16 protein-coding genes are annotated in these 15943 nt (G+C 63.4%); 8 read left to right on the top strand and 8 right to left on the bottom strand.

Annotation, left to right across the window (positions count from 1 at the left end; all coding sequences use genetic code 11):
- The first annotated feature begins 82 nt into the window (after nt 1-82).
- Nucleotides 83-553, top strand: coding sequence for a MarR family winged helix-turn-helix transcriptional regulator (locus BM026_RS08150; protein ID WP_071492022.1), 471 nt, complete (start codon nt 83-85; stop codon nt 551-553).
- A gap of 23 nt (nt 554-576) precedes the next feature.
- Here BM026_RS08150 and BM026_RS08145 read toward each other — a convergent pair whose 3' ends face one another.
- From BM026_RS08145 to BM026_RS08135, 3 genes are all read right to left on the bottom strand, one after another.
- Nucleotides 577-1587, bottom strand: coding sequence for a transketolase-like TK C-terminal-containing protein (locus BM026_RS08145; protein ID WP_092245518.1), 1011 nt, complete (start codon nt 1585-1587; stop codon nt 577-579).
- Between the two features lie 333 nt (nt 1588-1920).
- Entirely contained in the window at nt 1921-2949 is a 1029-nt protein-coding gene (locus tag BM026_RS08140; protein ID WP_092244794.1) for an AraC family transcriptional regulator, read from the bottom strand.
- Nucleotides 2946-4076 (bottom strand): carbon-nitrogen hydrolase family protein, encoded by a 1131-nt coding sequence (locus tag BM026_RS08135; RefSeq protein ID WP_093124140.1) that lies wholly within the window; start codon nt 4074-4076, stop codon nt 2946-2948. The genes BM026_RS08140 and BM026_RS08135 overlap by 4 nt, the downstream gene beginning before the upstream one ends.
- Before the next feature lie 212 nt (nt 4077-4288).
- Here BM026_RS08135 and BM026_RS08130 point away from each other — a divergent pair, with 212 nt between their 5' ends.
- Together BM026_RS08130 and BM026_RS08125 are read left to right on the top strand one after the other, a co-directional pair.
- On the top strand, nt 4289-6328 hold the full coding sequence (locus BM026_RS08130) for an NADPH-dependent 2,4-dienoyl-CoA reductase (protein WP_093527990.1): 2040 nt from the start codon (nt 4289-4291) through the stop codon (nt 6326-6328).
- 57 nt (nt 6329-6385) lie between these two features.
- Entirely contained in the window at nt 6386-7270 is an 885-nt protein-coding gene (locus BM026_RS08125; protein WP_093527987.1) for a 1-aminocyclopropane-1-carboxylate deaminase/D-cysteine desulfhydrase, read from the top strand.
- On the opposite strand, the gene BM026_RS08120 is transcribed toward BM026_RS08125, so the two are convergent.
- The 3 genes from BM026_RS08120 to BM026_RS08110 all read right to left on the bottom strand — a co-directional run bounded on the left by BM026_RS08120 (nt 7260) and on the right by BM026_RS08110 (nt 9877).
- Nucleotides 7260-7817 carry a cytochrome b gene (locus tag BM026_RS08120; RefSeq protein ID WP_071492016.1) on the bottom strand — a complete coding sequence of 186 codons (558 nt, stop codon included), beginning with the start codon at nt 7815-7817 and terminating at the stop codon, nt 7260-7262. The two genes, BM026_RS08125 and BM026_RS08120, sit on opposite strands and share 11 nt — an antisense overlap.
- Before the next feature lie 114 nt (nt 7818-7931).
- A complete protein-coding gene (gene phnX, locus BM026_RS08115) occupies nt 7932-8759 on the bottom strand; it encodes a phosphonoacetaldehyde hydrolase (protein WP_093527984.1) in 828 nt (275 codons plus the stop codon).
- The gene (locus BM026_RS08110; RefSeq protein WP_093527981.1) at nt 8756-9877 is read right to left on the bottom strand and encodes a 2-aminoethylphosphonate--pyruvate transaminase; all 1122 of its coding nucleotides are present in this window, start codon (nt 9875-9877) and stop codon (nt 8756-8758) included. Before BM026_RS08110 ends, phnX begins: the two co-directional genes overlap by 4 nt.
- Before the next feature lie 110 nt (nt 9878-9987).
- On the opposite strand from BM026_RS08110, the gene BM026_RS08105 reads away from it, so the two are divergent.
- Together BM026_RS08105 and BM026_RS08100 are read left to right on the top strand one after the other, a co-directional pair.
- The gene (locus BM026_RS08105; protein ID WP_093527978.1) at nt 9988-10845 is read left to right on the top strand and encodes a LysR substrate-binding domain-containing protein; all 858 of its coding nucleotides are present in this window, start codon (nt 9988-9990) and stop codon (nt 10843-10845) included.
- Between the two features lie 100 nt (nt 10846-10945).
- The gene (locus BM026_RS08100; protein WP_058423896.1) at nt 10946-11653 is read left to right on the top strand and encodes a YebC/PmpR family DNA-binding transcriptional regulator; all 708 of its coding nucleotides are present in this window, start codon (nt 10946-10948) and stop codon (nt 11651-11653) included.
- Between the two features lie 43 nt (nt 11654-11696).
- Here the strand turns inward: BM026_RS08100 and BM026_RS08095 are convergent, their stop codons facing one another.
- Together BM026_RS08095 and zapE are read right to left on the bottom strand one after the other, a co-directional pair.
- The gene (locus BM026_RS08095; RefSeq protein ID WP_093528281.1) at nt 11697-12998 is read right to left on the bottom strand and encodes a protein kinase; all 1302 of its coding nucleotides are present in this window, start codon (nt 12996-12998) and stop codon (nt 11697-11699) included.
- A 39-nt stretch (nt 12999-13037) separates the two neighbouring features.
- Entirely contained in the window at nt 13038-14132 is a 1095-nt protein-coding gene (gene zapE, locus BM026_RS08090) for a cell division protein ZapE (protein ID WP_093527975.1), read from the bottom strand.
- A gap of 224 nt (nt 14133-14356) precedes the next feature.
- Here zapE and BM026_RS08085 point away from each other — a divergent pair, with 224 nt between their 5' ends.
- Genes BM026_RS08085 through BM026_RS08075 form a run of 3 tightly spaced genes read left to right on the top strand, consistent with a single transcriptional unit; the run spans nt 14357 to nt 15942 of the window.
- The gene (locus BM026_RS08085; RefSeq protein ID WP_170856079.1) at nt 14357-14845 is read left to right on the top strand and encodes a Csu type fimbrial protein; all 489 of its coding nucleotides are present in this window, start codon (nt 14357-14359) and stop codon (nt 14843-14845) included.
- The gene (locus BM026_RS08080) at nt 14839-15381 is read left to right on the top strand and encodes a Csu type fimbrial protein (protein WP_092244821.1); all 543 of its coding nucleotides are present in this window, start codon (nt 14839-14841) and stop codon (nt 15379-15381) included. The genes BM026_RS08085 and BM026_RS08080 overlap by 7 nt, the downstream gene beginning before the upstream one ends.
- A gap of 18 nt (nt 15382-15399) precedes the next feature.
- Nucleotides 15400-15942, top strand: coding sequence for a Csu type fimbrial protein (locus BM026_RS08075; RefSeq protein ID WP_034107216.1), 543 nt, complete (start codon nt 15400-15402; stop codon nt 15940-15942).
- The last annotated feature ends 1 nt before the right edge of the window (nt 15943 follow it).

Here is a 15943-nt window from a genome sequence, read left to right as displayed (position 1 = left end):
TTGCAATTGCAACTACATGACCGAATCTAGCGCGGGATGAGCTACTATTGCAACCTTCTTGAAATTCCCCGGATGGTGTTGCATGTCGTCGAAAGAGCCGGATGTATGGTTCCGTTTTGTCAGGGCCCACAGGACGGTCATCCGTGAAATCGAGCGTCGCCTGGCTGAGGCGGACCTGCCGCCGTACGCCTGGTACGACGCGCTATGGGGGCTGGAAAGCGGCCCCGACGGCACCCGCCGCATGCACGAATTGGCCGACGTGCTGGCCATCGAACGCTACAACCTCACGCGGCTGGTCGACCGCCTGGAAAAGGACGGTCTGGTGGTACGTTCCCGCTCCGACGGTGATGGCCGCGCGGCGTTTGCCTCGATCACCGAGGCCGGTCGGGTGCTGCGTAAAAAGATGTGGAAGATCTACGAAAGCACGGTGGATGAGTTGTTTCTGTCGCAGATTGAGCCCGAGCAGCGCCAGGGCTTCGCCGACGCGTTGGAGCGCACCGCCGGGCTGGCGATGGAGGCGGGCGTGCAGACCCGCAGTCGCCGCAAAATCTGAAACCCTGCGGCGCTGCCTTGCCGTCACTCGCATTCCACTGCATAGCGCTTCATCGCGTCCTGCACTTGCCGTGTGTCGATCCGCCCTTCATCCGCCAATGCCCTGAGCGCCGATACCACGATCCAATATCGACTCGGCGCCGCCGCCTGTACCGACCCCGCGCCCAGCGCCACAAAGCGTGCATCCACGTGCGCCCCCAACTGATCGACAATCGCCTGCGGATACCCGGTCACCGCAATTACCGGCGCAGCGCTCCCCGCCAGGCAATCACGCAAATGGCAACCGCGCTTGGTCAGTCTTGGGTGCAGGCGATTCCAGCGTTCAGCGGCCGCTGCCTCGCGGGCCAGTCGTGTGTAGCTGGGGCAGCTCCATGGCTGCGCGCTGATGTTCCAGTGCTGTTTGAGCAAGCGCCTGGCGTGCACCACCTCGTCAAGCGCGCGGCCTGCGCCGAGCAATCGCACATCGACGGGGCTGTTGCGCTGGAGTGGGTACATGCCCTTGAGCGCGGCCTCTCGGTCCTGCTCGCCCAACGGCGCTGCACTGTCCTGATCGTGCAACGCGAGGTAATAGAAACCGGGCTCGCCCTCGACATACAGGCTTCGCAACGCCGCGAGCACAATCGCGCGGGCTTCTTCCCCCGAGGCCGGGTCATACGGGGTACAGCGCGGATGAGTGGCCAGCCACAACGGCAAGGACGGCTGCGCACCTTTGGGCCACCGGGAGGGCTGGTTTTCAATGTCGTTGCACAGGATGCCGCGCTGCCGGGTAACGTTCGATAGCGCGCTCAACTGTGCCGCCGAGTGCGCGCTGTGCAGGTACAGCAAGGGTTTTTCCACGGCGTTGCGGGCGAACCAGGCGGGCCAGTTACCCACGCGTCGGGAGTGCGACTGGCCGTGGATCACCCAGGCCTGGCGGCTGGATTCGAGGGTGCTGGCCATGCTGATCACGGTGTGCAACGGTGACCGGCTGGCGGGGGTGGCAGTGCTCAAGGCGTCGATACAGAGCTGCGCGGCGTGTGCGGTAGCGGCGGTCATGGAGAGGGTCACCTGGCGACGAATGCCCATACCCTAATGGAAATTCGCATTTAATTGCAATTGCAATGATTGCAATAGTGCCTCATTCCTCGGGTGCTAAATCCCTGCAGCGCTGCTACGTTTAATCCTTGAGTGCAGGAACGTCATGACGTCGACATTTTTTCGTCATCACGGCACTTTAGGCTGGTGATGCAGGTCATTTATCTGCGACCCCTGTTAACGCAAGAAGGAGTCCGCCATGGACGATTACCAGGAAGAACTGCTTGAGTACCACGCGATTGAGTTGGACCCGCTGGAACCGGCAGACGATGCAACAGAGCTGTAATAAAGACTTCAGGCGGAATGCCGCTGACTGCGGCGAAATTCCCCTGGGGTCTGGTTGTTCCACCGCCTGAAGGCCCGTTGAAATGCCTGGGCCGAGGCAAAGCCGAGCAAGTAGGCGATCTCGCCGAACGCCAGTTCCGTGTCGCGGATGTAGGTCATGGCCAGGTCACGACGGGTGTCGTTGAGAATCGCGCGAAACTGAGTGCCTTCATCGGCCAGTTTGCGGCGCAGCGTCCAGGTCGGCAGCTTCAAGCGTGCCGCCACTTCTTCCAGGTCGGGTTCCCGGCCGCCATTGAGCATCGGCCCGAGCAAACGGGTAATGCGCTCGCGCAGGCTGCGGGTGCGGGTCAGTTGCTCCAACTCTCGCTCACACAGCTGCAACAACAGGTTCCAGGTACTGGGGCAGTGCTGCGGGTTGCGCAGGGCCAGGGTGTGCTGGCTGAGGCGCAGTTGATTGGCGTCGGCACCGAAGTGAACGTCTCCCAGCGCGTCGTAGCGTTCGCTGTACTCCGGCGCCTCGAACTCGATGTCGATACGCTGCGCCTGCACCGGTTGCCGGGCCAGGCTCGACAACTGATGCAGCCAGCCGGCGATGATCGAGTCCACCACGAAGCGGTTGTAGGCGTTGTAGGGGCTGATGGAGTAGAAGCGCAACCAGGCGCCCTCGGCATCCTCGACGAAGCTCGACTGCCCGCGATAGTTGGAGCCGTACAGCGCCTCGAAACGCGTTAATGCGCGCGCCGCCTCGCGCACGTTGGGCGCCTGGTCGGCGGTGACGCCGGCGAGCCCCGCCTGGCTCAAGCGGCTGAGCTGGCCCATGCGCAGGCCCAGGCCCGGGTCGCCGGTGAGCTGGATGGCGGCGTGGCCCAGGCGCATGTAACGCGGGATCGACAAGCGTGCACCGGCTTCGGCGAGGCGCGCCGAGTCGAGTCCGTATTGCAGTAGCAGCGGCTGCGGGTCCAGGCCGTGGCTGCTGATGGCATCGGCCAGGCTGTGCACGAAGCCCACCGACAGGTCCCCCAGCCGTACCGGTTTCACAGCCAGATATTCAACAAGCGCGCGCCACGGGCCTCGCCATCGGCGCTGATTTGCCCGTTGCTGCTGAGAAAACTGTGCCCGGCGGTGCCCAGGTCCCAGAACTGCCCGCGCAGGAACACGCTCATGCCGGCGCTGGCCTGGCTGATCGGTTGCTGGCTGATCAGCGTAAGACGGCGCCAGGCTTCGCCTTCACTGAGTTCTTCGGGCTTGAGGCTGATTTCGGTCGGGGTGGACACGCTTTTGAAGCCGCGCCACGGACGGTCCCAGGTATCGCGACCCAGCACAAAGGCTGGCACCGCGATCAATTGCGCGCCTTGTTCGTTGAGCTTGCGGTAGTTGTCCGGGTACCAGCTGTCGCTGCCGACCAGCACCCCCAGGCGCCCGGCCGGAGTGTCGACCACGCTGACGATGTTTTCATCGCCAGGCTTGATGAAGCCGCGCTCATCGTAGATCGGGTAGAGCTGGCGCTGCGGATCGCCGATCGGCAAGCCGTCGGCGGCAAACACCACGCTGGCGTTATACAAGGCGCCATGGCCGACCTGCAGTTGACCCTGGCTCACGCTCGGGTTCGGCAGGGTGATGGAGCCGGCCACCAACGTAACGCCGAACTCCTTGGCCAGGCCGCCGAACAACAGCTGATAGTCCCGTGCCATGCCCGAGGCTTTCATGCGCAGGTAGGCGTCGTCGGTGCGATTGTCGCCGGTGGCGCTGATCCAGGCGCGGGCGAACAGCAGCGGGTTGCTGACCGACAGCCAGTTCATCGCATCTTTCACATGGAGCGCCTGGTACACCTCGTTTTTTTCGCCGGTGAGCATCAGCCAGGTGCCGATATGTTCGGGCAGCACCACGATGGTCTTGTCATTGATCAGCCCCTGGTCCCGGGCTTTTTGCAAGTACGCCGCGAGCTTCAGGTGCAGGCGTTCCAGGCTCTGGTAGTCGGCGGGGAACAGTTCCGGCTGGATGCCCAGCAGGTTGCCACGGTCGGCAGGCAGGCCTTCGTTGACGGCGAGGGTGATCCGCAGGTCCGACAGGTAATGCGCCACGGGGCGTTCCTGGGTCCAGACCAGATAGGCGGCGATGGCGGCAACCAGCGCCAGGGAGACGGTAAGAGCAAGAAGTTTACGCATGGGGGAACAGACAACAGACCGTGTGCAGGGTTCGCCGACTAGGGTAGGGCCCATGGGCGGGCTTGCCAAGGGGCGCTGTGCATTTGGATCAATAACTTGTCAGTTTCAGTCATTGAGCCGTCATCCACCGCCTCTTAGTCTGTGGGACATAAACCGATGGCGGGTCGCACGAGCCCGTCACACCCCGTGATGATCCGTTGTGGAGCTTGACCATGACCGCTGCTGCCTACCCGCATCTGCTGGCCCCGTTGGACCTGGGTTTTACCACTTTGCGCAACCGTACCCTGATGGGTTCGATGCACACTGGCCTTGAAGAGAAACCCGGCGGGTTCGAACGCATGGCTGCCTATTTTGCCGAGCGCGCCCAGGGCGGCGTGGGCCTGATGGTCACCGGCGGCATTGGCCCGAATGATGAGGGCGGGGTGTACGCCGGCGCAGCCAAGCTGACCACCGAGGAAGAAGCACAAAAACACAAGATCGTGACCCAGGCGGTGCACGCGGCGGGTGGCAAGATCTGCATGCAGATCCTCCACGCCGGCCGATATGCCTACAGCCCCAAACAGGTCGCGCCGAGTGCGATCCAGGCGCCGATCAACCCGTTCAAGCCCAAGGAGCTGGACGAAGAGGGCATCGAGAAGCAGATCCAGGATTTCGTCACCTGCTCGCTGCTGGCCCAGGTCGCCGAGTACGATGGCGTGGAAATCATGGGCTCCGAAGGCTACTTCATTAACCAGTTCCTCGCGGCCCACACCAACCACCGCACCGACCGCTGGGGTGGCAGCTACGAAAACCGCATGCGCCTGGCAGTGGAAATCGTGCGTCGTGTGCGTGAAGCCGTGGGTCCGAATTTCATCATCATCTTCCGCCTGTCGATGCTCGACCTGGTGGAAGGCGGCAGCACCTGGGAAGAAATCGTGCAGTTGGCCAAGGCCATCGAGGGCGCCGGTGCGACGATCATCAACACCGGTATCGGCTGGCACGAAGCGCGCATCCCGACCATCGCCACCAAGGTGCCGCGTGGCGCGTTCAGCAAAGTCACCGCCAAGCTGCGCGGGGCGGTGCAGATTCCGTTGATCACCACCAACCGTATCAACACCCCGGAAATCGCCGAGCAGATCCTGGCCGAAGGCGATGCCGACATGGTCTCCATGGCACGCCCGTTCCTGGCCGACCCGGAGTTCGTCAACAAGGCCGCCGCCGGCCGCGCCGATGAGATCAATACCTGCATCGGCTGCAACCAGGCGTGCCTGGACCACACCTTTGGCGGCAAGCTGACCACTTGCCTGGTCAACCCACGGGCGTGCTACGAAACCGAGCTCAACTATTTGCCCGTCCAGCAGGTCAAGAAGATCGCCGTGGTCGGTGCCGGTCCTGCCGGCCTGGCCGCTGCGACGGTGGCCGCCGAGCGTGGCCACCACGTGACCTTGTTCGATTCCGCCAGCGAGATCGGCGGCCAGTTCAACATCGCCAAGCGGGTGCCGGGCAAAGAGGAGTTCTTCGAAACCCTGCGCTATTTCAAGCGCAAATTGCAGACCACCCATGTGGAGCTGTGCCTCAACACCCGCGTGGACGTGGCGCAACTGGCGGCGGGCGGCTATGACGAGATCATCCTGGCGACCGGTATCGCGCCACGCACCCCGGCGATCCCGGGGATCGACAACGCCAAGGTGCTGAGCTACCTGGATGTGATCCTGGAGCGCAAACCGGTCGGCAAGCGCGTGGCGGTGATCGGCGCGGGCGGTATCGGTTTCGACGTGTCTGAGTTCCTCGTGCATCAGGGCGTATCCACCAGCCTGGATCGCGAAGCGTTCTGGAAGGAATGGGGCATCGACACCCAGTTGCAAGCCCGTGGTGGCGTGGCCGGGATCAAGCCGCAACCCCATGCCCCGGCGCGTGAAGTGTTCCTGCTGCAACGCAAGACCTCCAAGGTCGGCGACGGCCTGGGCAAGACCACCGGCTGGATCCACCGTACTGGTTTGAAGAACAAGCAGGTGCAGATGCTCAACAGTGTCGAGTACCTGAAGATCGACGATGCCGGCCTGCACATCCGCATTGGCGCCGAGGGCGAACCACAGGTGCTGGCGGTGGACAACATCGTCATTTGCGCCGGCCAGGACCCGTTGCGCGAATTGCAGGACGGCCTGGTCGCCGCCGGCCAGAACGTACACCTGGTCGGCGGCGCCGATGTGGCGGCCGAGCTGGACGCCAAGCGCGCCATCAACCAGGGCTCGCGCCTCGCGGCCGAGCTATAAGACCCGGTGCGGGGCGGTGGTAGACTACCGCCCCGTTTTCCATGCAGATCCCGCCCGATGGGTCCCTTCGATTGGCTTCCCCACGCACCGCTTGAACCGCTGTATCTGGATTGGCTCAGAGGTGTCGAGCTGGCCGTGCTGCGCCTGGATCGCATCGACCCGCTGATCAGCGGCAACAAGTGGTTCAAGCTCATCGGGCATCTGGCGCAGGCGCAGGCCGCTCGTGGCCTGATCAGCCTGGGCGGGGCTTACTCCAACCATCTGCATGCCTTGGCTGCCGCCGGCAAGCGCTTCGGTTTCCCTACCGTCGGCCTGCTGCGTGGGCACCCGCAAGACACGGCCACCGTCCTCGACTTGAAAGCTTTTGGCATGCAGTTGCATTGGCTGGGTTATGGCGGTTATCGCGCGCGGCATGAACCGGGTTTCTGGTTGCCGTGGCGTGAGCAATATCCCCACCTGCACCCCGTGCCCGAGGGCGGCGGTGGCCGTGCGGGCGCCCTGGGTTGCGCGGTGCTGGTTGAGCAGGTGCGTGTACAGTTGCACAGCGTGGGCTGGACGGATTACGACGCCTGGTGGCTGGCCGCAGGCACCGGCACCACCCTGGCCGGCCTGGCGCTGGCAGAGGCGGGCGCGCACCCGGTGTACGGCGCCATGGCGGTGCCGGACGATCATGGTGTGGCGCAGAACGTCGAGGCCATCGTGCAGGGCGGCTATGAACTGCTGGACGCCAGCCGAGGTGGCTTCGCCAAAGTCGACGCCGAGCTGCTCGACTTCATCGAGACCACGCAACAAGCCTGCGGCGTGCCCCTGGAACCGCTCTACACCGGCAAGGCGTTACTGGCCTTGAAGGTGCAAATCGAAGCCGGACGCTTCGCACCCGGCACTCGTCTGGTCTTCGTCCACACCGGCGGCCTCCAGGGCCGGCGCGGCTTCAAGGGTTAGCGCGCTTGCCCGGCATCATCCGCAACGCGGTGTTATCCCGCAGGATGTAGTGGTGAGCGATCCCGGCCAATGCATGCAGGCCGATCAACCAGTAACCGATCTTGCCGAACAGCACATGCCAGCCTTCAATCTGCTTGGCCAGCGCCTTGTTTTCCGCGATCAGCGGCGGCAATTCAATGCCATAGAACATCACTGAATGCCCCTCGGCACTGACAATCAGCCAGCCGGCGATCGGCATGCCGATCATCAATGCGTACAGGGCAAAGTGCATCAGGGTTGCCAGCAGGCTCTGCCACGGCGGCGGCGCCGGTACGATCTTTGGCGCTACCCCCAGGCTGCGCGCGAACAGGCGCAGCCACACCAGCACAAACACGGTAAGGCCGAACATGAAGTGCATCTCGACGATCAACGTTCGTGCACCGCTGCCTTTGGGAAACTGTCCGCGTAACTCAATGCAGGCGTAGACCACCGCCAGTAGCACCACCATCAACCAGTGCAACGCAATCGACATGGTGCTGTAGCGTGTATCGGAGTTTTTCCACGGCATCGCTGGGTTCCTCACTCATCAGGGCATACCTCCATTCTTTGGCGATGGAGTCCTTTAACTGTATGCCGGTTTTGAGCGGATTGCCTGGGGTAAGTGCCGTGATGTTGACCTCTATCAGTCGCTCTGCGGCATTTCCCCACGGGCCAGGCGCGCATTGATGGCGGTGATGACAGAAGGCAAGTCGTTGATGGTGTCGATCAAGTAATGCGGACGTGAGCCTTCGAACATCGCTTCGATGCGCTTGCGCTCGCTGGCCAGAGTCGCGGCATCCAGGGCAAGGAACTGTTCGTAGGTCAAACCCAGTGCATTGCCGGAGCAGGTCAGGGCCACGGTCCACATGCCGGCGCGCCGCCCTTCGAGGATGCCCGGCACGGTGTCGTCGACCTTCACGCATGCCGCCACATCGTCAATGCCCAAGGCGATGACGTTGGCCAGCGCCTGGGCCGGCCATGGGCGACCGTTGGGCACTTCGTCGGTGGCGACCACATGGTCGGCGATATAGCCGTTGGTGGCGGCCAGGGCGACCACCTTGTCCATCACTTGCTTGGGGTAGCCGGAGCAGGAACCGATCTTGATGCCTTGCACCCGCAGCCGGGCGAGGGTGTCGAGGGCGCCGGGAATCAGCGCCGAGTGCTCGGCGATCTTCTCGATCTGCAACGGCATGAAGCGTTGGTAGATGGCCGTCACGTCATCGTCGGTGGGCGTGCGACCGAAGGCCTTGCGGTAGCGCTCGGCGACCTGCGGCTGATCGCACAAGGCACGGATGTGATCCCACTTGCCCATGCCCATTGGGCCACGGGCTTCTTCGATGGAGATTTGCACGTCGAATTCGGCGAAGGCTTCGACAAAGATCTGCGTGGGGGCAAAGGAGCCGAAGTCGACCACGGTGCCGGCCCAATCGAGGATCACGGCTTGCAGGGCGTTGGGGTTCTGGTAGTTCATGCGTGTGCTCCAATCGATGAGAGGGTGAGACCCATGGCCTGCAATCCGTCGGCGATGGCGGTGACGGCGGCGTGCATGTCGTTGGCATCGACATGGCCGATGCAGCCCACGCGGAAGGTTTCCACCTGGGTCAGTTTGCCCGGATACAAGATGAACCCCCTGGCCTTGACCCGTTCGTAGAAATCCCTGAACTGGTAGCGCGGGTCCTGGGGCGCGTGGAAGGTGACGATGATCGGCGCCTGGATGGCGGCCGGCAGGAAACTGCGCAGGCCCAGTTCGGCCATGCCGTCCAGCAGTGCCTTGCAGTTATGGGCGTAGCGTTGATGACGTGCGGGCAGGCCGCCTTCCTCGGCGTATTGCAGCAGCGCTTCATGCAGGGCCGCCACCACGTGGGTCGGTGGGGTGAAGCGCCATTGGCCGGTCCTGGCCATGTAGCTGTGCTGGTCGAACAGGTCCAGTGCCAGGGAGTGGCAGTTGCCTTCGGCGGCGGCCAACGCCTGTTTGTCGACGAAGGCAAAACCCATGCCCGGCACGCCTTCCAGGCACTTGCCGGAGGCGGCGATCAGGGCGTCGAATGGCACCGTGCGGGCATCGATGGGCAACGCGCCGAAGGAACTCATGGCATCGACGATCAGGCGCTTGCCGTGGTGTTTCACCACCTGGGCGATCTCGGCCAATGGGTTGAGAATACCGGTGCTGGTTTCGCAGTGGATCAGCGCGACATGGGTAATGGCCTTGTCGGCGTGCAGCAGGCGGCTCACATCGGCGGCGGTGGTGGGTTGGTCCTCGGCGGTTTCGAAGGTGCTGAAATCGCGGCCCAGTATTTCGCAGATTTTCGCCAGGCGCTTGCCGTAGGCGCCGTTGATCAGCACCAGCACCTTTCCGTTGCGCGGGACCAGGGTGCCGATGGCCGCTTCGACGGCGAAGGTGCCGCTGCCTTGCAAAGGCACGCAATGGTGGCTCGCGGCGCCGTCGATGATTGCCAGCAACTGTTCGCAGACGCTGGCGGTGAGCTGGTTGAAGCGCTCGTCCCATGAACCCCAATCCACCAGCATGGCCTGGCGGGTGCGGTTCGAGGTGGTCAGGGGACCTGGGGTCAGCAGGATGGGCGTCGTCATTACAAATCCTCGCGAAGCATCGGTTGAATCTACGGCGCCTAAATTGCAGTTTGGCTTGTCATCAATCAAATTGTTTGTTGTTATGCGAGCTATCAGTGAGGCCGATAGCCATGAACCTGTTCCAACTGCGTGCATTCGATGCCGTGGCCCGCGAGGGCAGTTTTACCCGTGCGGCAGCACGGCTGTTCATCAGCCAGCCAGCGGTTACCGGGCATATCAAGGCCCTGGAGGAGCACTACCAGATCGCGTTGTTGCGCCGCACCGCCAGGCGGGTGGAACTGACCGAGGAAGGTACGCGGCTGGCGGCCATCACCCGGGCGATCTTCGGCCTGGTGGACGAAGCGCAGACCCTGCTGGAGGCCAATCGCCAATTGCTCACCGGACGCCTGGAAGTGGCGGCGGACGGTCCGCACCTGGTGATGCCGATGATCGCCAGCCTGCGTGCACGCTACCCGGGCATCACCGTGAACCTGCGCCTGGGCAATGCTCAGGAAACCCTGGCGGCGCTGTTGTCCGAGCATGCGGACGTGGCGGTGCTGACCGAGGTCGAGCCGCGCAATGGCCTGCACCTGCAGCCTTTGGCCGAATCGCGGATCTGCGCGTTGGTGCCGGTGGCGCATCCGTGGGCGAGGCAATCCGAGGGCGTTCACCTGGAGCAACTGCATGAGGTCATCATGGTGCTGCGCGAACCCGGCTCCATCACCCGGCGCACGTTTGACGGTGCTTGCCTGGCTGCCGGTGTACAACCCAAGGTGTTGCTGGAGCTGGACAGCCGCGAGGCGGTGACCGAAGCCGTGGCTGCCGAATTGGGGGTTGGGGTGGTGTCGTCGATGGAAGTCAGCCCCGACCCGCGCGTGCGCGCCGTGCCGATCCAGGGCGACGGCCTGGTGAACCGGCACCTGCTCGGTTGCATGGAACGGCGTCGCGCATTGCGCCTGATCCAGGCGTTTTTCGAGTTGGCGCCCTGACGGTTTTTTGGTGGAACGATGTGTTTTTGCGCTATAAACTCTGCCCCCAAAGCGCCGGCCAGTAGACGTTTGGGCGCGATGGACATAAAGAGAGTGAGTCATGGGCGCACAGTGGAAAGTCAAACATAAAGAAGCGGCAGCCAATGCCAAGGGCAAGATCTTCGGCAAGCTGGTGAAGGAAATCACCATTGCCGCCCGCAATGGCGCCGACACCGCAACCAACGCGCACCTGCGTCTGGTGGTGGAACAGGCGAAAAAAGCCTCGATGCCCAAGGAAACCCTGGACCGTGCCATCAAGAAAGGCGCCGGTCTGCTCGGCGAAACCGTGCAATACCATCGCGTGACCTACGAAGGGTTCGCCCCGCACCAGGTGCCGCTGATCGTCGAATGCGTAACCGATAACATCAACCGCACCGTGGCGGAAATCCGCGTGGCCTTCCGCAAGGGCCAGCTCGGCGCTTCCGGTTCCGTGGCCTGGGACTTCAACCACGTCGGCCTGATCGAAGCCTCGCCGGACAGCCCGGACGCCGATCCGGAAATGGCCGCCATCGAAGCCGGCGCCCAGGATTTCGAAGCAGGTGAAGAAGAGGGCACCACCCTGTTCATCACCGAGACCACCGACCTCGACGCCGTGCAGAAAGCCTTGCCGGAGCAGGGTTTTACCGTGTTGTCGGCCAAGCTCGGCTACCTCTCGAAGAACCCGGTGAGCGGTTTGAGCGATGAGCAGATGGCGGAAGTCGAAGCCTTCCTCGAAGGCCTGGACAACCACGATGACGTGCAGGATATGTTCGTCGGCCTGGCGGGCTGATCCCTCACAATGCGAGAGGGGACTTGCCCCCTCCCGCATCGGCTCAGCGGAGTTGGATTGATTCCAGGAGCGCTTCGATCTCTTCGAATCCAGGCCGTGCCAGTACCTCGTGCTGACAGCAGTTTTTCTGCAGCTCGACTAACTCGCTGCTCACCTGCTCCTCAACCCGCTCCAACAATTCCCCCAACAAAATTCCGAACGCCCGCACTTCAATACGCTGCAACGCCCTGGTTTCCAAGGTATTCGCCGTGGCATGGAACGACGCCGCGCCAAAGTCCCCGAGCAGGCAGTCACCTGCTTCATTCCACAGAATATTGTGGCCATACAGGTCGCCATGGGTGATGCCGTGCCGGTGCAGATGCGCCGCTACCGAGGCGATACCACGGGCCATACGCAACGCCACCTCAAGGCTGAAACGGGTGTCCACTGCGTAGATATCCCGGGTGCACGACGCCAGGCTCGGCAGGGCCGCGAGGTTGCGGTAGCTCGGGTCGATCAGGTCCATCACCAGGGCGGCCTGGTCATCGGGGTGGCCGACCACGCGGCCTTCGACCTTGATCAGGTTGGGGTGCAGCCCGGCGGCGATACAGGCCTGCATTTCGTGCAGCGGCGAACCGTCGCTGGTGATGCTGCCCTTGTAAAGCTTAACGGCGACGGGCTTTCCTGACGGTGCCCAGAGCGCCTTGCGGATCACCCCGGAAGCGCCTTCGCCCAGCACTTCGGCCAGTTCCAGTTCGGACCAGGGAACCTCCGGTGTGGTGTCTTCATCCGCCAGCGTCACCGCCATTTCCACCGGGTTACCGGCGTAGGCCAGCCAGGTCAGGCTCGGCAGCGTCAACAGCCACTCTGGCAGGTGCGTTAACCGGTTGGCGGCGATGCGCAGCAGTTCGAGGTTGTGGCAGTTGGCCAGGCTTTGCGGCAGGTGCGCCAGCTGGTTGCCGGCCAGCATCAGTTTTTGCAGCAATGGCCGTTCGCCCAATGCCTCGGGCAGCGCGCTGATGCGGTTATCGGTCAGGATCAGCCAGCGCAGCAGCGGCGGCAACGCTACGGCGGGCACGAGGCTGATCTGGTTGGCCTTGAAGCTGATCATGCTCAGGTTGGCGCATTGACCGAGGCAAGCCGGCAGCTCGGTGAACCGGTTGTCCGAGCAGAACAGCACGCGCAGGTGCGGCAGGCGGTGCAGGTCGTCGGGCAGGCTGCTCAGGGCATTGCCGCTGAGGTTGAGGATTTCCAGGGAGTCGGCCAGCTCGAAGATTTCCCGGGGGAATTCGGTCAGCCCGCAGGACAGGTCAAGGCGCGTGATGCCGGCCAATTGGCCGGCCTTGAGTTGGGCGAGGGTATTCATGAACGGCGCGGTCACTCGGCAAAAAGGCGTGGAAGGCGCTCATGATAGCGGGTCGGACGCGGATTGCGGGGCGGCCTGCTGCAATTGTCCGAGACGGCTGGCGGTGCGGGCCAGGTCGATGGCCTGGCCGCTCAGGGCAATCTCGAGCGGCGATTCGCCGATCAATACCAGATGCTTGTCGCGGTCGTAGAGCACATCCACCAGGTTGATAAAGCGCTGTTGCACGGCAATCGGGCAGTTCGCCAGTTGAGGCAGGCCGTCGATGATCCAGTGGTCGTAGTCCTGGCACAGCAGCAGGTAGTCCATCACCGCCGTCAGTTGTTCGCACAGGTCGTTGAAGGTGAAGGCAATGCTGCGCCCTTCATGGCGGCGGCACATCAAGGTCCGATGGCCGACGTCCAGTGGGCGCGGTGGGCTGCCTGCAGCGGGCAGGTCGAGCGCCGCGCGCTGATCCGGGGTGCCCGGCCACACGTATTGACCGCAGGTAAACCGTTGCGCGCTCTGGGCCTGGGGCAGGCTGCGAAAGTCCTGGGGCGAGCTGACTTCCAGCACCTCCATGCGCGCGGCGATCAGGTCGATCACCGGCTTGAAGCGCTCATGGTACAGGGGGTTGGGCAGCAACCCTTGCGGTGCATAGTTGGACGTCACCAGCACCAGTACACCGCGCTCGAAGAGAGCCTTGAACAGCCGCGTGATCAGCATGGCATCGCCGATATCATGGACGTGGAATTCGTCGAAACACAGCACCCGGCAGCCTGCCAACTGTTCATCGAGCGTCACGGCCAGGGCATCGTCCTGCGCATGGTGCGTGAACATGCCGCGATGCAGTTGGGCGAAAAAATCATGGAAGTGCACGCGCTGCTTCTCGGCGATCGGCAACGCCTGGAAGAACCCGTCCAGCAGCCAGCTTTTGCCGCGACCCACGGGGCCGTGGAGGTACAGGCTGCGGGCGGGCTGGCCGGCGAGCAGTTGTTGGGTTTCCCGGGCCAGGGCGGCAATTGCGCGGGTTTGACCGGTGCTCAGGGTGTAACCCTGTTGCTCGGCCTTTTGCTGAAAAAACGCGGGAATAGGCGAAGCGTCAAGGGGCCCGGGCTTTTGGCCGAGCAGGCGACGGATCAGGGAAAGCGCGGCCAATGCAAGTCACTCTGTATTTCGATGGTCGCTCACTTTAGGGCGCTCGCTGCGTTTTGACCAATAGAGAAGGGCGCTGCCAGCTATCTCGAAAAAGCATCTCACGCCGATAATCCTGTCCAGACTGGCAGTTTCTCGCTGAGTGACTAACCTTCTACACAGCAGTCACCCCTGTACAAGGATCTGGGGCAGTGAAGGGACGAGCAGTATTGGCAGTCATGGGCGCAATGCTCTGCAACGCGGCTTACGGTGCACAGCTCCAGGTGGAGGTGCGTATCGATGTGCAGCGGGGCTGCCAGTTGGTGGGCACCACCCGCAGCGCTGGCATCGAGCAACTGGGCATACTGGATTTCGGCAGCGGCCCGCGTCTGGATGACCCGGCCGGGCCCCTGAGTGCGGCACTGATCAGCCAGCGCCAGCCGCGCCTGGAGTGCAACCCCGACACGCCGTACCAGGTCCGCGTCGATGGCGGCCTGCATGGTGGCACCGGCGAAGTGCGCTACCTCAGCGCCACCTCATCGACCAAACCCATTCCCTATCGCATCTATGCCGACGCGGCGCGGCGCGTGCCGTTGCCGGTGGATGTGCCGCTCAGCGGCCGGGTGCCGGACACAGGCTTCGTCGACCTGCCGCTCTATGGTCGCATCGAGCCGCTCAAGGACATCCCCGCCGTCGGCCGCTACACCGACCTGCTCAAGGTCACGGTGACATGGTAAGCCGTTGCCTGGCCCTGGTGGCCATGGGCGGCCTGCTGGTGCTGGCAGACGACGTGCAGGCGGCTGTCGCCAGCGGGTTCATCCAGGCGCGGCTGGTGATCACCGCCAGTTGCGAAGTGAGCAAAGGCGTGGAGAGCGCGCCGGTCAACCCCACGGGCGGCACGGCGATGCTCGACTTCGGCAGTCAGGGCCCGACCTGGAACAACCCATTGGGTGCTGGCGTCACCGCTGGCGACAAGGCGCCCCTGGCGGTGTCGTGCAACCCCTCGGTTTCGAGCTTCACCGTGACCATCGACGGCGGCACCAACGGCGATGGCACCACCCGGCGCCTGAGCAATGGGCGCCAGATGATTCCTTATCGACTGTCCGCCGACCCGCAGGGGCACAGCACCTATAGCATCGGGCAACAACGCAATTTTGTCGCGGCCAAGGGCACCCAGATACCGATCCCGGTGTTTGGCTCCGTGGTGGCAAATACCAGTGCCTTACCGGCAGGGATCTACACCGACACGTTGACGGTGACACTGGACTGGTAACTCAAGAGGATGAAAACCATGCATGTACTTGTTTCGCGATTAGGTGTTTGCGCACTGGGCCTGGCGATGGCCTCCAGCCTCAACGCGGCGACCACGGTGACCGGGCAGATCACCTCCAGCCTGATATTGATCGCCAGTTGCCAGGTCAACGGTTCGGGCGCGGCTACCGGGTTGAACTTCGGTAGCTTGAATTTCGGCACCACCAATAGCCTGTTCACCAACGCCGATGCCCAGTTGCTGGGCGGTACTGGCACCGGTGGCGCGTTGTCGATCCTGTGTTCCAGCGGCACTACGCCAGCGGTCAAGGTACGCGCCGGTGCACATGATGGTGCGTCCCCCGGTGGCAGCCGTGCATTGGCCGACGGTGCGGGCAACTTCGTGCCCTACGATTTCTACACCGACAGTGGCCACTCCGCACTGCTGGCGATTGACGGTGTGATCACCCTCGCCACCAGTACCGGAGTGGCGCAAACCGTCAACCTCTACGGTCGGGCGGTGGGCAAGGCGGGGCTGCCGGCGGGCACCTATACCGACACCGTGGCCGTGGAACTGACGTTCTAGC

The organism is Pseudomonas sp. NFPP24, from assembly GCF_900112095.1.
Classification (GTDB): domain Bacteria; phylum Pseudomonadota; class Gammaproteobacteria; order Pseudomonadales; family Pseudomonadaceae; genus Aquipseudomonas; species Aquipseudomonas extremorientalis.
The sequence above is the reverse complement of the archived record's forward strand: the minus strand, read 5'-3'. Positions and strand labels throughout refer to the sequence as shown.